15 protein-coding genes are annotated in these 16,489 nt (G+C 65.1%); 5 read left to right on the forward strand and 10 right to left on the reverse strand.

Features of this window, described 5'->3' with window-relative positions:
* From rplB to fusA, 7 genes are all read right to left on the reverse strand, one after another.
* The gene (rplB, locus tag WG208_RS12160) at nt 1-831 is read right to left on the reverse strand and encodes a 50S ribosomal protein L2 (protein WP_337171627.1); all 831 of its coding nucleotides are present in this window, start codon (nt 829-831) and stop codon (nt 1-3) included.
* A 5-nt stretch (nt 832-836) separates the two neighbouring features.
* Complete coding sequence (locus tag WG208_RS12165) at nt 837-1,124, reverse strand: 50S ribosomal protein L23 (RefSeq protein ID WP_337171628.1); 288 nt, start codon at nt 1,122-1,124, stop codon at nt 837-839.
* A gap of 3 nt (nt 1,125-1,127) precedes the next feature.
* Nucleotides 1,128-1,769 (reverse strand): 50S ribosomal protein L4, encoded by a 642-nt coding sequence (gene rplD, locus WG208_RS12170; RefSeq protein ID WP_337171629.1) that lies wholly within the window; start codon nt 1,767-1,769, stop codon nt 1,128-1,130.
* A gap of 2 nt (nt 1,770-1,771) precedes the next feature.
* Nucleotides 1,772-2,455 carry a 50S ribosomal protein L3 gene (gene rplC, locus WG208_RS12175; RefSeq protein WP_337171630.1) on the reverse strand — a complete coding sequence of 228 codons (684 nt, stop codon included), beginning with the start codon at nt 2,453-2,455 and terminating at the stop codon, nt 1,772-1,774.
* Nucleotides 2,456-2,639: 184 nt separating this feature from the next.
* Nucleotides 2,640-2,948: a 30S ribosomal protein S10 gene (rpsJ, locus tag WG208_RS12180; RefSeq protein WP_012682361.1), complete on the reverse strand. Its 309-nt coding sequence runs from the start codon at nt 2,946-2,948 to the stop codon at nt 2,640-2,642.
* Nucleotides 2,949-3,016: 68 nt separating this feature from the next.
* A complete protein-coding gene (gene tuf, locus WG208_RS12185) occupies nt 3,017-4,219 on the reverse strand; it encodes an elongation factor Tu (protein ID WP_337171631.1) in 1,203 nt (400 codons plus the stop codon).
* A gap of 41 nt (nt 4,220-4,260) precedes the next feature.
* The gene (fusA, locus tag WG208_RS12190; RefSeq protein WP_337171632.1) at nt 4,261-6,381 is read right to left on the reverse strand and encodes an elongation factor G; all 2,121 of its coding nucleotides are present in this window, start codon (nt 6,379-6,381) and stop codon (nt 4,261-4,263) included.
* Nucleotides 6,382-7,300: 919 nt separating this feature from the next.
* Here fusA and WG208_RS12195 point away from each other — a divergent pair.
* The 5 genes from WG208_RS12195 to WG208_RS12215 all read left to right on the forward strand — a co-directional run bounded on the left by WG208_RS12195 (nt 7,301) and on the right by WG208_RS12215 (nt 12,926).
* A complete protein-coding gene (locus WG208_RS12195) occupies nt 7,301-8,041 on the forward strand; it encodes a PEP-CTERM sorting domain-containing protein (protein WP_337171633.1) in 741 nt (246 codons plus the stop codon).
* A gap of 311 nt (nt 8,042-8,352) precedes the next feature.
* Nucleotides 8,353-9,561, forward strand: a complete 1,209-nt coding sequence (gene wecB, locus WG208_RS12200; protein ID WP_337171634.1) for a UDP-N-acetylglucosamine 2-epimerase (non-hydrolyzing) — start codon at nt 8,353-8,355, stop codon at nt 9,559-9,561.
* Nucleotides 9,562-9,607: 46 nt separating this feature from the next.
* Nucleotides 9,608-10,603: a hypothetical protein gene (locus WG208_RS12205; RefSeq protein WP_337171635.1), complete on the forward strand. Its 996-nt coding sequence runs from the start codon at nt 9,608-9,610 to the stop codon at nt 10,601-10,603.
* A complete protein-coding gene (locus WG208_RS12210; protein WP_337171636.1) occupies nt 10,600-11,883 on the forward strand; it encodes a glycosyltransferase family 2 protein in 1,284 nt (427 codons plus the stop codon). The genes WG208_RS12205 and WG208_RS12210 overlap by 4 nt, the downstream gene beginning before the upstream one ends.
* Nucleotides 11,880-12,926, forward strand: a complete 1,047-nt coding sequence (locus tag WG208_RS12215) for a polymer-forming cytoskeletal protein (RefSeq protein WP_337171637.1) — start codon at nt 11,880-11,882, stop codon at nt 12,924-12,926. Before WG208_RS12210 ends, WG208_RS12215 begins: the two co-directional genes overlap by 4 nt.
* Here the strand turns inward: WG208_RS12215 and WG208_RS12220 are convergent.
* Genes WG208_RS12220 through WG208_RS12230 form a run of 3 tightly spaced genes read right to left on the reverse strand, consistent with a single transcriptional unit; the run spans nt 12,892 to nt 16,488 of the window.
* Nucleotides 12,892-13,758, reverse strand: a complete 867-nt coding sequence (locus WG208_RS12220) for a glycosyltransferase (protein WP_337171638.1) — start codon at nt 13,756-13,758, stop codon at nt 12,892-12,894. The genes WG208_RS12215 and WG208_RS12220 overlap by 35 nt on opposite strands.
* A gap of 2 nt (nt 13,759-13,760) precedes the next feature.
* On the reverse strand, nt 13,761-14,459 hold the full coding sequence (locus WG208_RS12225; protein ID WP_337171639.1) for a class I SAM-dependent methyltransferase: 699 nt from the start codon (nt 14,457-14,459) through the stop codon (nt 13,761-13,763).
* 37 nt (nt 14,460-14,496) lie between these two features.
* Nucleotides 14,497-16,488 carry a hypothetical protein gene (locus WG208_RS12230; RefSeq protein WP_337171640.1) on the reverse strand — a complete coding sequence of 664 codons (1,992 nt, stop codon included), beginning with the start codon at nt 16,486-16,488 and terminating at the stop codon, nt 14,497-14,499.
* Between the last annotated feature and the right edge of the window lies 1 nt (nt 16,489).

Below are 16,489 nucleotides of genomic sequence, written 5' to 3' on the forward strand. Positions count from 1 at the left end.
TTACTGCGTCGCCCGGCCGCGCTTGCGGCCGCGCACGATGAGACGCTGCGACGCCTTCTTCTTGTTGCGCGTCTTGACGCCTTCCTTCTTGCCCCACGGGCTCACCACGTTGCGACCACCGCGGGTGCGACCACCGTGCGGGTGATCGACCGGGTTCATCACTTCACCACGCACCTTCGGGCGCTTGCCGAGCCAGCGGCTCTTGCCCGCCTTGCCGTGCGACTGCAGCTCGTGTTCGGCGTTGCCCACTTCGCCGATCGTCGCCACGCAGTTGCCGTGCACGAGGCGCATTTCCGTGGAAGCCAGACGCAGCGTCACGTAGTCGCCTTCCTTCGCCACGACCTGGGCGAAGGTGCCGGCCGAGCGGGCCATCTGGCCGCCCTTGCCGATCTTGAGCTCGATGTTGTGCACCGACGTGCCGAGCGGCACTTCCTTGAGCGGCATCGCATTGCCCGTGCGCACATCGCTGCCCGGGCCCGCGACCACCGTGTCACCCTGCTTGAGTCCCTTCGGATGCAGGATGTAGCGCTTCTCGCCGTCCGCGTACTCGATCAGCGCGATGCGCGCCGAGCGGTTCGGATCGTACTCGATGTGCGCCACCGTGCCGGCGATGCCGTGCTTGTCGCGCTTGAAATCGATGATGCGGTACTTGCGCTTGTGCCCACCACCGATGCGGCGCATCGAGATGTGGCCATGATTGTCACGACCGCCCGACTTCTTGAGCGACTCCGTGAGCGACTTCTCGGGCGTCGAGCGCGTGATCTCGGCAAAATCGGACACCGAGCGGAAGCGCGAGGCCTTGCTGACCGGCTTGAACTGACGGATACCCATGCGACTCAGCCCTCGAAGATCGCGATGGTGTCGCCGTCACGCAGCTTCACGATCGCCTTCTTGGTATGTGGACGGCGTCCGATGGACTGCCCGACGCGCCGCGCCTTGCCGCGCGCATTCGACGTCCAGACGCCGGTGACCTTCACACCGAAGAGGCGCTCGACGGCCTCCTTGATGTTCAGCTTCGTGGCGTCGGGCGCCACCTCGAACGTGTACTCGCCGCGATCCTGATAGGCGGCCGAGGTGCGCTCCGTGATGATCGGGCGCACGATGGTGCGATGCAGGGTGGCCATCGCTTAGCCCTCCGCCTGGGTCTGGGTGAGCGCCGACGATTCGATCACCACCACATCCGACCAGAGGATGTGATACGTGTTCGCGTCGCTGTAGGGCATCACGTGCGCCTGACCGAGGTTGCGGGCGCTGAGGTACACGTTCGGCTTCACGCCGTCCGTCAGTACCAGCACCTTCTTTCCGGCCACGCCGAGCTTCGTAAGCAGGTCCGTCATCGCCTGGGTCTTGGGGGCGCTGAAGTTCAGCGCTTCCACCACGACCACGGCGTTCTCCCGGGCCCGCGCGTTCAGCGCGCTCTTGCGCGCCAGCACGCGCACCTGCTTCGGCACGATCTGCGTGTAACTGCGCGGCTGCGGGCCGAACACCGTACCGCCGCCCGGCCAGTTCGGCGCGCGCGTCGAGCCCTGACGGGCGCGACCGGTGCCTTTCTGCTTCCACGGCTTCTGGTTACCGCCCGTCACTTCCCCGCGCGTCTTGGTCTTGGCCGTGCCCTGACGACGGTTGGCGAGAAACGCCTTCACCGCCTGGTGCATGACCGGCACGTTGACGATGCCGTCGAACGTGCCCTCGGGGAGCTGGCGCGTGCCGCCCTGCTTCCCCTGCGCCGAATACAGCGGCGCCTCGAAGGTCTTGGTTTCCGTCGTCATGATCAGCCCTGCTTCCGCACGAAGACGATGCCGTTCGTCGGCCCCGCCACGCTGCCGCGCAGATAAATGAGGTTCCGCTCGGCGTCCACCTTCTCGATGCGGATATTGAGCGCCGTATGCTGCGCCGCGCCGTAGTGACCGGGCATCTTCTTGCCCTTGATCACGCGCGACGGGTCCGTGCCCGCGCCGATGGAGCCGGGCTTGCGGTGCTTCGTATTGCCGTGCGTGTTCGGACCGCCGCCGAAGCCGTGACGCTTCACCACACCCTGGAAGCCACGACCCTTCGACGTGCCCGTGACCTTCACGCGTTCACCCGGCGTGAAGATCTCCACCGTGATCGTGTCCCCGAGGCCGTACGACGGGATCTCGGGGTTCTTCCCCGGGGCGTCGTCCAGACGGAAGCTCTTCAGCACCGCCGGGGGCGCCTCCAGTCCCGCCTTCTTCGCGTGGCCGACTTCCGCCTTGCTCGCGCGATGACCCTTCGGGGTCTTCTCACCTTTCTTGTTGGGACGCGCCAGACGCTGCGCCCCGAAACCGAGCTCCACCGCCACGAAGCCCGCCTGAGCCGCCGACGTCACCTTGGTGACGGGGTTCGGCGTGGCCTCCACCACGGTGCAGGGCACCTGCTGCCCCTGCTCGTTGAACAGCTGGGTCATCCCCAGCTTCCTGCCGATGATACCGATCATGAAATGACTCACTCCGTACGAGTCGCGGGACGTCGGAACGTCACCGTTGGACTGTGGATGGGACCGCCCTGTGCAGCCCCATCGGTACGCGCCGCGATCTCCGGGGAGACCATGCGCGGCGTGAACACTGTCGTCCTGCCTGTTGCGGATCCTGCGGACCTGCGGGGTACTGCCGTCCTGCGAACTACTCGACCTTGATCTCGACGTCCACGCCCGCCGGAAGATCCAGCTTCGTGAGCGCGTCCACCGTGCCCGCGCGGGAGTCGAGAATGTCGATCACGCGCTTGTGCGTCTTCAGTTCGAACTGCTCACGCGACTTCTTGTCGACGTGCGGCGAACGGAGCACCGTCCAACGCTGCGTCTTGGTCGGGAGCGGGATCGGCCCCGAGACCGACGCGCCGGTCTTCTCGGCGGTGCGGACGATGTCCGCCGACGCCTGATCGATCACGGCGTGGTCGAAAGCCTTGAGGCGAATGCGAATGCGGCCAGCCATCTGAGTTCCGTCTGTGAACCGGTCGCGCGCGGCAGTCCGTGGACCGCCGCGCGCGCCCTGTTCCGTGATTAGGCGAGGATCTTCGTGACCACGCCGGCGCCGACCGTGCGGCCGCCCTCGCGGATGGCGAAGCGCAGCTGCTCTTCCATGGCGATCGGGATGATCAGCTCGATCACCATCTGCACGTTGTCGCCCGGCATCACCATCTCCATGCCTTCCGGCAATTCGATCGTGCCCGTCACGTCCGTCGTGCGGAAGTAGAACTGCGGACGGTAGCCCTTGAAGAACGGCGTGTGACGGCCGCCTTCTTCCTTCGTGAGGACGTACACTTCCGACGCGAACTTCGTGTGCGGCTTGATCGAGCCCGGCTTGGCGAGCACCATGCCGCGTTCGATTTCCTTCTTGTCCACGCCACGGAGGAGGAGACCGACGTTGTCACCGGCCTGGCCTTCGTCCAGCAGCTTGCGGAACATCTCGACGCCCGTGACGATCGTCTTCTTCTCGGCGTTGTAGCCGACGAGCTGCACTTCCTCGCCGACCTTCACGATGCCGCGTTCGATACGACCCGTCGCCACCGTACCACGACCCGTGATCGAGAACACGTCTTCGACCGGGAGCAGGAACGGCTTGTCGACTTCACGCACCGGCTCCGGGATGTACGTGTCGAGCGCTTCGTACAGCTTCATGAACTCGGCCACCCACTTCGGGTCGCCGTTGATCGCGTTGATCGCCGAGCCACGGATGACCGGGGCGTCGTCGCCAGGATAGTTGTACTTCGAGAGCAGCTCGCGGACTTCGAGCTCGACGAGGTCGAGGAGCTCTTCGTCTTCGACGAGGTCGCACTTGTTGAGGAACACGACGACCGAGGGCACGTTCACCTGGCGAGCCAGGAGGATGTGCTCACGCGTCTGCGGCATCGGACCGTCCACGGCCGAGACCACCAGGATCGCGCCGTCCATCTGCGCGGCACCCGTGATCATGTTCTTCACGTAGTCGGCGTGGCCCGGGCAATCGACGTGCGCGTAGTGACGGTTTTCCGTCTCGTATTCGACGTGCGACGTGGCGATCGTCAGGATCTTCGTGCTGTCGCGGCGACCCTGCGACTCGGAGGCCTTGGCGACTTCATCGTACGCGATGTACTTGGTGCCGTAGCCCTTGTCCGCCGAGATCTTCGTGAGAGCGGCCGTCGTGGTGGTCTTGCCGTGATCGACGTGGCCGATCGTTCCCACGTTCACGTGCGGCTTGTTCCGCTCGAACTTTGCCTTGCCCATGGTTCGGAATCTGTGTTGGGTAGTGAATGAGTGGGTGAGGCTTACGCCTTCACCTTGCTGATGATCTCTTCGGCCTTCGACTTCGGCACTTCTTCGTAGTGCGAGAACTCCATCGAGTAGACCGCTCGCCCCTGCGACATGCTGCGCAGACGGGTCGAGTAACCGAACATCTCGGCAAGCGGCACGGTCGCCGAGATCACCTGCGCCTCGCCACGCTGCGTCATGCCGCCGATCTTGCCGCGCCGCGAGGAGAGATCGCCGAGGACGTCGCCCATGTACGCTTCGGGGCTCACGACCTCGACCTTCATCACCGGCTCGAGCAGGCAGGGGCTGGCCGCCTTGGCCGCCTCCTTGAACGCCATCGACCCGGCAATCTTGAACGCCATTTCCGACGAGTCGACTTCGTGGTACGACCCGAAGGTGAGCTGCACCTTCACGTCGACCACCGGGTAGCCGGCCAGAACGCCCGTCTCGAGCGCTTCCTTGATGCCCTGCTCCACCGGTCCGATGTACTCACGCGGAATGACACCACCCACGATCTTGTCCTCGAACACGAAGCCCTGGCCCTGTTCGGACGGCTCCATGTTGATGACGACGTGGCCGTACTGACCCTTGCCGCCCGACTGCCGGACGAACTTGCCCTCGATCTTCTCGACGCGCTTCTTGATCGTTTCGCGGTAGGCCACCTGCGGGCGTCCCACGTTCGCGTCGACCTTGAACTCGCGCATCATGCGATCGACGATGATCTCGAGATGCAGCTCGCCCATGCCGGCGATGATCGTCTGGCTGGTCTCGGCGTCGGAACGCACGCGGAACGTCGGATCTTCCTCGGCCAGCTTGGCGAGGGCGATCGCGAGCTTGTCCTGGTCCGCCTTCGTCTTCGGCTCGATGGCCACGTCGATGACGGGGTTCGGGAACTTCATCGCCTCGAGGATGATGGGATCGTCCTCGCTGCAGAGCGTGTCGCCCGTCCGCGTGTCCTTGAGCCCGATGGCGGCCGCGATGTCGCCGGCGCGCACTTCCTCGATTTCGTCACGCTTGTTGGCGTGCATCTGGAGGAGACGGCCGACCCGCTCGCGCTTGTCCTTCGTGCTGTTGTAGACGTAGCTGCCCGACGCGAGCACACCCGAGTACACCCGGAAGAACGTCAGCTTTCCGACGAACGGATCGGTCGCGATCTTGAACGCCAGCGCCGCGAACGGCGCGCTGTCCGAGACCAGACGCGTGTCCTTCGTCTCGTCGTGGTGCGGCAGATGGCCCTCGATGGCCGGCACGTCGATGGGCGACGGCAGGTAGTCGAGCACCGCGTCGAGCAGCGCCTGGGTGCCCTTGTTCTTGAAGGACGCCCCGCACAGCACCGGCACGAACTCCATCGCCAGCGTCGCCTTGCGGATCGCACTGCGGATCTCGGCCACGCTGAGCTCCTCACCGGCCAGGTACTTCTCCATCAGCACTTCGTCGTGTTCGACGGCCGCTTCGACGGCTTCATGGCGCGCCAGTTCACAGGCATCGCGGAAGTCTTCCGGCACATCCACCACCGAGAACGTCTTGCCCAGCGTCTCTTCGTGGAAGATGTACTGTTTGCGTTCGATGACGTCGATGTGTCCCGTGAACGTCTCGCCCGACCCGACCGGCAGCGCCAGCGCGAAGGCGCGCTTGGTCAGGCGGTCGCGGATCATGTCCAGGCAGCGCTGAAAGTTCGCGCCGACCCGGTCCATCTTGTTGGCGAACACCATGCGCGGCACACGATAACGGTCGGCCTGACGCCACACCGTTTCCGTCTGCGGCTCCACACCGGCCACCGAGTCGAGCAGCGTCACCGCACCGTCGAGCACGCGCAACGAGCGCTCCACTTCGACCGTGAAGTCGACGTGGCCCGGGGTGTCGATGATGTTGATGCGATACTCGGGACCGTCGCCCGTCTTGTCGCTCTGGCCATGACGCTTCCAGAAGCAGGTGGTGGCAGCGGACGTGATCGTGATGCCACGCTCCTGCTCCTGCTCCATCCAGTCCATGGTGGCCGCGCCATCATGGACTTCACCCACCTTGTGCGACTTCCCCGTGTAGAAGAGGATGCGCTCCGTGGTGGTCGTCTTCCCGGCATCGATGTGGGCCATGATGCCGATATTGCGGTAGTGCTCGAGCGGGGTCGTACGCGCCATAGTCTTCGGAAAGCGTCGCCGGAACGGCGCCGGTGTAGTGAACGAAGTGGACCAGCAAAAAAACGGCTGGACCAAACCTCCCGCCGTAGCGCGGGAGTGGTATCCATCCGCTGTCGCCGGGTACGCTCGCCGCTGCTGCACGAGTGGGGACCCAGGCGCGTCGAACCCGAAGAACTGCGGACTCCAGGCACGACGTTGAATTGGCTGCGTTGTTTGTCGGGAGCGGCGCGTCCATCGCGGAAGCACCGCCGGTACAGCGTTCCGGATGAAGACGACGGGACCGAAGGTCCCGTGGCATTCGTCCGGTGCCCCACGCTGGAGAAGCCGTGGCCCATAGGAGTCGGCCGCAGATCGCCGACGACAACTGGGAGACAACTGGGTGTCGAAACCCCGGTGGATGAGACCAGGCGTTTTGCGACAGTCACCTAAGATGACCGAGCCGGATGAGCAAGTCAACCCGGGGTCCGGCGCAATGTTCAGCGCGCAGTCTTCAAGTTAGAGGTGCCAATCTTCACGACTGCAGTCCGGAGAGGCCCGCGACCGGCGGCCGCGGGCGCCGACACGCCCGACCTCACCCGCCAGCGGCTCGGGCCCGCCACCTCGACTGCCGCACCAACTGATGCACCGACACAACAGTTCCTGCGGCGTTCGTAACACCCGTGCTGCAGTTGCAACACTCAACCATACGCAACATTCCGGTGCCAATGGCGGAAATTGTGACAGCCAGGCAAGCGTGCCCGTCCATATATCATCATTAACGGCAATAGTTTAGTTGAGTTTTGGCATAACAGACTCTACCAGGGGAAGTGATGCCAAACCACATCGTTCCACGGATGGGATCGGCGCTGGTACGCCGAATGCACTGACCGGGGTCGTGGCACCGCTTCTGTGCGTTGCGCCACTTCGCTATCTTGCGCCTATGAGGCCACACACCATGAAGAAGCTCCTGACGCTCGCGACAACTGCCGCCATCCTCGCCCTCCCCAGCGCCCTGTCGGCGCAAGTGTGGGCGTCGTGGACCGCCAACTGCGGCGGCGCGGCCACGGGATCACTCGGCTCGGCGACCGTGAGCTACACGGGTCCCTACAACGCCGTCTACGATAAGGATCTGAACGCCTGCCAGCCCGCCGATGCCGGCTGGGGACTCGGTGGCCCCGCGCAGAACTACTTTGCGCCGGCCAACGTTTACAATCCGGCGCCCGACAACGCCTCGTTCGTGCAGGTCGTCAACGTCGTGAATCGCCAGCAGCGTTCCGGCGCGCTGACCTTCAGTCAGGCCGTCATCGATCCGTACATCGCGTTCATCAGCGTCGGCAACGGGCAGTACCCGGTGATCTACGATTTCGGCGATCTCGAGTTCACGATCCTCTCCTACAACGATCCGAATGGCGCGCCGCCGTATTGGAACAACAGCGTGACCTCATTCGATCTGTCGCAGACCTACACCCAGTTGGTGGGTCAGGAGTTCAGTGGCGTCATCCAGTTCAAGGGCACCTTCACCTCGCTGGCCTTCACGGTGAACACCGACGAGAACTGGCACGGCTTCACCGTCGGCGCCGCCGGCACCGTCGTTCCCGAGCCGTCCACCTACGCGCTCATGGGCACGGGCCTCCTCGCCCTCGGCTGGGTGTCGCGTCGTCGGCGCAAGCAGCAGGCGTGAAGCAGGTCTGACCGACCCGCATTCCAGAAACGCAACGCGCCCCCCGTCACCCGACGGGGGGCGCGTTGCGTTTGCCGTGGTGTTTGTCAGGATTCGCCCTCACTACCGCTCCGTCGGCGTGCCATATTGCACAACGCTCGCATTGTGACGGTCGTCCCAAACGTCCGTCGCATCGGACGCCGACGATGCTCACACGCTGTGATACCACGACCGGGACCGTGACCAGGCCCACGGCCGGTCGTCACCACTCGCACAGCCACAGGTGTCACCGGATGGTGACCTTGGTGGGCACACCACGTTCCTGATTGCTGATGCCCGTCGCCTCTGCTCCACACAAGGTGTGCATCGTCATCGGCACACGACCGGAAGCCATCAAGATGGCGCCCGTCGTGAAGGCCATGCAGTCACACCCGTTTCTCACGCCACTGGTCGTGGCGACGACACAGCACCGCGAAATGCTCAAGCAGGCCCTCGATGTGTTCGGGATCGTCCCCGACATCGATCTCGGCCTCATGCAGAACGGTCAGAATCTCGGGGTGTTCACATCGCGTGCGATGGCCGCCCTCACCGAGTGTTTCCTCGAGCATCGTCCGGATTTCCTCCTCGTGCAGGGCGACACCTCCACGGTCACCGCCGCCTGCCTCGCCGGTTTCTATCAGGGCGTGCCCATCGGACACATCGAAGCCGGGCTGCGCTCCTTCGATCTGTCGAGCCCCTTCCCCGAGGAAGTGAACCGCCGCATCGCGACCTGCACCGCCAATGTGCACTTCGCGCCAACCAACGAAGCGCGCAACAATCTGATCTCCGAAGGCATCCCCGAGAGCGATATCTTCGTCACCGGCAACACGGTGGTCGACGCACTTCACATGGTGCCGCCGCGCGAGCGCTTCGACACCGAAGTGCTGAACACCATTCCGTGGGGCGACGGACGTGTGCTGCTCACCACGGTGCATCGCCGCGAATCGCTGGGGGAACACCTCGACGCCATCTGCGATGCGCTGGAGAGCATCGTGCAGCGCCACGAACAGGTGGAGATCGCGTTCCCCGTCCACCTCAATCCGCGCGTGCGCGACGTGGTCTTCGCGCGCCTTGGCAAGACCCCGCGCATTCATCTGCTCGACCCGCTCCCCTATCCGGAGTTGCTGGAGCTGATTCGCCGCTCGCACTTCGTGCTCTCCGATTCCGGTGGCATCCAGGAAGAAGTCCCTTCCTTCGGCAAGCCCATTCTCATCCTGCGCGATACGACCGAGCGCCCCGAGGTGGTGCACGCCGGATTCGGTGAACTGGTCGGCACCGACACCGCCACCATTCTCGCCCGCACCGAGGCGCTGCTGACCGATCCGGCGCTCTACCAGGCACGGTCCAGCGGCGTCAATCCGTTCGGAGACGGTCTCGCGGCGCAACGTATCGCCGATGTCGTCGATGGTCTGCTGCGCAATCCGACGGAACGGCGCGGCCCGCGGCGGCTCGATCATCAGCAGGTCAACGCCACGCTGCAGCGGCTCGCGGTCGGCGCATGAACGTGGGTTCAGTCCTTCTCAATCTCTGCACACGGAGTAACCGTCGGTGTCGCGCGTAACCGGTAGTCCGACCCGTCGTATCAGCGAACTGCGGGATCGTGGATTCCGCGGTGGTCGCATCGCGCCGCACCGGGCCATGATCGGTCTCGAAGTGTCATGGTCTCTGCTCATCGATCTCGTCGTGCTGCCACTCATGTTCGCGGTGGCGATGATCGCACTGCTCGATCCGCTCATGGGCCTGTGGCGCGATTTTTTCAACGCCATCCGTGAACCGCTCGGGCTGCCGGGCATGGTGGCGACCCGCGTGTTCGAGGTTGGCCCGCTGGGCGTGGCCATTCCGTATTTCACGGCGCCGGCCGAGTGGCCGCAGCGACTCGATCTCATGACCGGCTGGCTGCTCACCGGCATCGCCTTCGTGGCCGGCATGTTCATGCGCGGGCGTCTGCTGCCGGTGGGGTATCTGCTGCGGGCCCTCGCCGTGCTGCAGGCCACCGCGCAGCTCTGGTTCAGCTTCACCTCGCCGCCGTTCTCCTACTCGCTGGCCGACTACACCGCCGGTCTGCTGGTGTGCGGCGTGATCATTCTCGTGCTCGCGCCATTTCTCGTCGCGTTCACCTTTCACATCTTCGACTTCCTGCTCTGGCAGAAGTTGACGATGGCCACGCTGCTGCTCGTGCACCTCAGCATCCTGCTGCCGATGCAGGCCGCCGTGCACACCTGGATCATCCACCGCGCATCGTTCCTCGCGATGCCCACGCTGTTCCTCGTCTTCGGGGTGCTGCTCGACGTGTTCGTCTACGTGGCGCTCTATGGATGGGGCATGAGCTGGCGATCCGGTGGTGTGCTCGATGCCGTCGATCGGCGTCCGCCCACGCGGCCCGAGCGGTACCCGCCCACCCGTCCGCGTCCGACACCCACGCCCCAGTCGGTGCGTGCGATCACGCCGATCGGTTCGCGCGTCGTGCGCGCCATGAGTCTGGGTGGCATGCTGGGCAACTTCGTCATGCGCCGCCTCGGCATGCACCCGGGGGGACGCGCATGAACGTCGCCACGCTGGTCGGCATCGCCAACGTCGGTCTCTGGGTGTGTATCACGGTCCTCGCGATCTACACCCTGCGTCACTACTTCTTCACGCTGAATCGCCTGTTCGGCAAGCATCGCCAGCCGTTCGTGGACATCCTGGAGGCCGACTGGCCGTCGTTGGTGGTGTTCGTGCCGGCACACAACGAATCGCGGGTGGTCCGCGACTCGCTCGACGCGCTGCTCACCTGCGACTATCCGGAAGACCGTCTCAAGATCGTGCCGATCGACGATCGGTCGACGGACGACACGCGGACGATTCTGGTCGAATACGCCGAGAACTATCCGGGACGCGTGATCCCCTTTCTGCGGGACGGCGGCACGCCCGGAAAGGCCGCGGCGCTCGCCGACGCCATGGAGATGCACACCGACGAGATCTTCCTCGTCTTCGACGCCGACTACATACCCGGTACGCGTCTGCTCAAACAGTTGGTGGCCCCGTTCTTCGATCCCGAAGTCGGCGCGGTGATGGGACGCGTGGTGCCGCTCAACGTGGGCCTCTCGCTGCTCACGCGTCTCCTCGATCTCGAACGCGCCGGCGGGTATCAGGTGGACCAGCAGGCGCGCATGAACCTGCGCCTCGTGCCGCAGTACGGCGGCACCGTGGGTGGTGTCCGGCGCGTGGCCCTCGAGAATGTCGGCGGCTGGCGCACCGACTCGCTCGCCGAGGACACCGATCTCACCGTGCGCCTCGTGATCGCCGGGTGGGATGTGGTCTATCAGAACCGCTCGGAGTGTTACGAGGAAGTGCCGGAGACGTGGGAGTCGCGCATCCGGCAGATCAAGCGCTGGGCCAAGGGACACAACCAGGCGCTGCGTCGCTACGTCGGCGCGCTCATTCGCAATCGCAGCGATCTCCCGCTCGGACAGGTCATCGACGGGGTGCTGCTGCTGGGCGTGTTCGTGGTGCCGCTCGTGCTGCTCATGGGTTGGTTCTGCACCATCATCCTCTTCTACGCCGGCTATCCGCCGCAGTGGGGACGTCTGACGATTCTCGCCATTTCCTCGTTCAACACGGTGGGCAATTTCGCCGCGTTCTTCCAGGTGGCCGCCGCCAGTCGTCTCGATGGATCGCGTGAACGCATCCGGATGCTGCCGTTCCTGTTCCTGGGTTTCCTCGTGAGTACGGTGTCCGTGGGACGCGCTTCTCTCTCCCGCGCCTCATGGCTGCGTGGGCGCCCGGTGCAATGGCAGAAGACGGAGCGCCATCGTGAGGCCCGCGTGCCGCGGGGGAAGGCATGACCTCGCCCACGCTCACCTTCGCGCTGCTCCTGCTCGCCCTGCTGGTATGGATGTCGGTGCCGCTCATTCCCGCCGTGATGGAGCTCGTGCGTCCCCGCGACGCGGCTCCGCTGGATGCGGTGGGCAACGATGCCGGTAACCTCACGTACTTCGCCGAATCGTTCACCGCACGGGCCACACGCGAAGGGCTGCTTGGCACGATGGTGCCGCCCCGGCTCTCCGATGGTACGGAAGTGCGCACCCACTCGGTGGGTCAGCCACTGCCGAAACAGCGTGGCGCCTTCGAGGAGTTCGTCGTGCTCATGGACAGCGAGCCGCTGCCCGAGGGCACCGAACTGGCGAGTGAGTGCCTGGCCCGCCTGACGGTGCGAGGCAGTCCCAACGTGACATATCGCGCGCTGCTCGGACAACGGGACATCTATCTCGCGCCGGGGTCGATGGTGCAGCGCTGGGTGCACTCCCGCGGACGTCTCGAAGTCGCCAACGATTGTCAGCTCTGGGGGCGCGCCACGGCCGATCGACAGATCATCCTGGGCACCAATGTGGCCTTCGAACGTCTGGAGTCGGATGTCATCCGCGTCACGGACGTGGAAACGGCGGAGACGCCCGTTCTCCCGACGGGCGCCTATGAACGGTTCGTTCCCCGGAAAGCCCGCGAGCTTGGCCCTGCCTACTGGCGTGTCGAGGACGGTGTGTCCATTCCCGCCGGCAACGTGCTGATCGGCTCGCTCATCGCCACCGGCTCCATCGTGGTGAACGACGGCGCGCGCATCACCGGATCCATCAAAGCGCATGGCGAGATCATCGTGCGCAACGGCGCGGTCATCGTCGGATCCATTTCGGCGCGCGATCGCGTGACGATCGAACGTGGGGCGCGGGTGAGCGGCCCGGTCATCTCCGAGACGGCCGTGGTGGTCGAAGCCGCGGTCATCGGGGGCGCCGGCAAGCGCACCACCGTGACCGCACCCATCGTGCGGCTGCTTCCTGGGGCGACGATTTACGGCGCCGTCATGGCTGCGGCGGATGGGATGACGGTGAGCTGATCGTCTTCGCTGGCGCCATCGCCCGGCGCCAGCGTACCCGGGCATCCCGAATCAATTGCAGCTCGCGGAGCGCCCGGAAAAAATCCCCACTGCGCACCTTCGAACCCGCCCGATGTTGCCACTCGGCGAGCGGTTGCTCATAGACGACATCGTCGATCGTGCGACGACCTTCGCACTGCAGCAACGCCTGCCCGCGTGTGAGGAGCTCCACATCGAAGATCCATCGCGAACGGAACGGCTCCGAAAGCGCGGTTTCCAGTAGCGGGGAGCACCGGAACAGCTTGGCGCCACATTGTGTGTCGTACGAATCGATCCCCAGCAGCAGCGAGCTGCACGTCGCGAAGAGCCGTCCGAGATAGTGTCGCAGAGGTCTTCGGGTGATGTGACGCCCGAGCGCCCGCAGACGGATTCCCCAGACCCACTGGATGTCGTCGCGACGGGCGAGAGTCTCGCGCAGTGCCGGTAACTCCGTCAGCGGTGCCGACAGGTCCGCATCCCAGAAGCCGCACAGGCCGTCGGGTCGCATGGTCGCGACATGCAGCAGCCCCCGTCGCACGGCTTCGGCTTTGCCGCCATTCCGTGCGAGCGCCAGCAGTTCGATGCGATCGGGTGCCGCCGCACGCAGCGTTTCGAGTACACGCGCGGTGTCATCGGTGCTGCCATCATCGACAAAGAGCAGCTGCAACCACGGGAACTGCTGCAGCGCCGACTGAAAAGCCCCCCCATCGAGACGATGGGCTTCGTTGTAACACGGGACCACGAGGACCAGCGGCAACGATGACACCGGCGATGACACCGGCGACGGTACCGACGGCGACGGGCTCGCGTGCATCGTCAGGCAGCGCGCGCGACGGCGATCAGGGACAGCCCCACGGGCAATGTGCGGGCCGGAATCCAGACACGTTCCAGACGCCAGAGACGGTACAGCAGCGCATTCACGGTGGAAGATGGCTGCAACGCCTCCACGCGATAGCCGAACACTCGTTCCTTCACGCGCTGCGCGATCGCCAGGGGCAGCAGGAGCATGTTCATGTAGCTGAGATACTCCACGCGCATGCCGGCCGCCGCGAGATGCGCGCGCAGTGTCGTCTCGGTATAGCGACGATAGTGGTTGTGCACTTCATCGTGCGGCCCCCACAACCACGGTAGGGCCGGCACCGTCAAGACGAGCGCGCCACCGACCGAAAGCCGCGAACGCAATGCCTGCAGCGATTCGACCGGCGCGGGAAGATGCTCCAACACGTCGAAGAGACCGATCAGATCGAATGACTGGTCATCGAATGGGATGCCATCCGGCAACGATCCGCGGTCGATCGTTCCCAGGCCGAGCGCCCGCGCCGCTTCGCATGCTTCGGCGTCATACTCGAACCCGTAGAGGGATCCGAACTGCGACAGCAGGGCCAGATTCCCACCTGATCCGCATCCGGCATCGAGAACCGTGGCCTGCGCAGGCAGTGGCAGGCGCCGGATGGCGCGCTCGATGAAATCCCGACGGCCACGGAACCACCAGTGATCCCGTTCGGATTCGGCCATCAGAGCAAAGGCGTCGCGATCCATGGCTGTTCGAAGACTATTCCAGTCGCCAGAGCGACGTGGACGGCCAGTTGGCACGGGACCAGCGTTCGACGAGATGCATCGGCAGGACCTGCGTGTATTGCGCCTCTTCCGATTCCAGCACGAGCAGATACTCGTAGCCCTGACGCTTCACATCGTCGGGCGTGAAATGCCGGAAGGGGGTGAGTACCCGATGCCGATAGTCCGCGCCCATCGCGTAGTATCCCGAGGGCTGCGCGGCGAGATTGAGAATGCGCGACGGCGGCAGCGAGTCGATCACCGCGGGCACCGGCGCCTGTGCGTTGTGGAACAGCATGTTGTACGCCGCCCCTCCGGACAATTCGAATCCGAGTCCCGCCATCGTTCCGACGATCGCGAGTGCCGTCACGCCCTGCAACAGGCGCGAGGGGAACCTCGTCAGCAGACTGCCGACAAAGACGAACGACAGGAGAATGGAGAACAGTCCGTAGCGCGGCACGAGCACGCCCGTGCGCACCCAGGCCAGCAGTGACGCGACGAACACCAGCAGCAGCAACCGGTGCAGACGCGAACCACGTCCCGTCCACGGAGCCAGGAGTACGGCGAGCACCACCACGGCGGCCACGGTGGCGCCCAGCCCCGTTTCGAATCCGGCAATGTGCCCCGTCTCCGTCCACGGGTACACCAGCCGCTCCAGGAACGTCCGGGGACCCGGCGCGCCCGCGAGCAGATCGCCGAGCGGGATGCCCGGCAGTCCGGCGACCGACAGAGGATAGATCGGATTCCCGTCCCGCACGGCATTGCGCAGATACCAGAAGAGCATGCCGGGCAGAATGCCTGCGGCATACCACACGCCCTGTCGCAACAACGACCGCACATCGATCAACGGCTGCTCGAAGTCATCGCGCGGCGCGCCCCGATTGGCATACCAGGCCCAGAACACCGTCAATACGAACGCCGGCGGGCCGGCAGAGTACTTCGCGCCCATGGCCAGACCAAGCGCCAGGCCGAATGCAAAACTGAGATGGCGATCCTGCGCACCACCACGGACCCAGAGCAACAACACCCAGGTCGCGAGCAGCAGGCACAGCGCGGTGAACGTGTCGCTGTATACGACGATGCTCTGATAGGCGAGCACCTGCAGCGAGGCAGCTGCCAACGCGGACATGCGCGCGGCTGTCACGGACTGACCGATTTCCCGTGCCAGACGATAGACCACCCAGAGCGCGGCCACGCTGCTCATGTACGAGGCGAGAAACGCGAACCGGTCGCTCCCCAGGGTGAGCAACCAGCGCACCAGCAACTCGAAGTTGCCGGGATAGTAGGTCACCACTTCGCCATCGACGCCCGTTTCCAGGCGATGCGTCACGAGCCAGCGCGCGGGACGTGCCACGTGATCGCTGAACGAGTCATACCCCTGCAGCGCGGAGAGACCGGCCAGGAGCACGATCAACCAGAAGACGACGGCGATTCCCGACAGTGCCCACAGTATCCATGGCGCAACGACGAGTGCGTCGTCGCGGTCCACCGTCTCGCGCGTGTCCCGCCACACGTTCACCGGCACCACCCGGTGAATCATCACGATCACCAACGATGCCCCGAGCAACTGCATGCCGGCGATGACCGGTGTGGTGAACGCCCCCTGACCATCGGGCCAACGCACGAGAGCGATCAGCAGGGGCGGCACCACGCCCACGCCCATGGCGGTCAACCAGCCCAGGGGAGCGGCCTGCGGTGCTCCCCGCATGGCACCCGCGACACGGATGCCGGCCATGATCGTCGCGCTCATTCCGAGCACGCTGGCCATCATGTCGAACCGTCCGATCGGGACCAGGAAGGGGATCCGATGCAGAACGGGATCGGCGGCGTACGACCGCAGAACGAAGCCGAGGAAGGCGGCATGTTCCCGCCAGAGCGTCACCGCATGGCTCGTGAAGAGCCAGACCACCAGACTGACGGCAGCCGTCGCGCCAACGATCAATGCCGCGCGACGCCGACGCTCCATCCATCGTTCTCCGGCGAGCGGCACG

It is taken from the genome of Gemmatimonas aurantiaca (assembly GCF_037190085.1).
Lineage (GTDB): Bacteria > Gemmatimonadota > Gemmatimonadetes > Gemmatimonadales > Gemmatimonadaceae > Gemmatimonas > Gemmatimonas aurantiaca_A.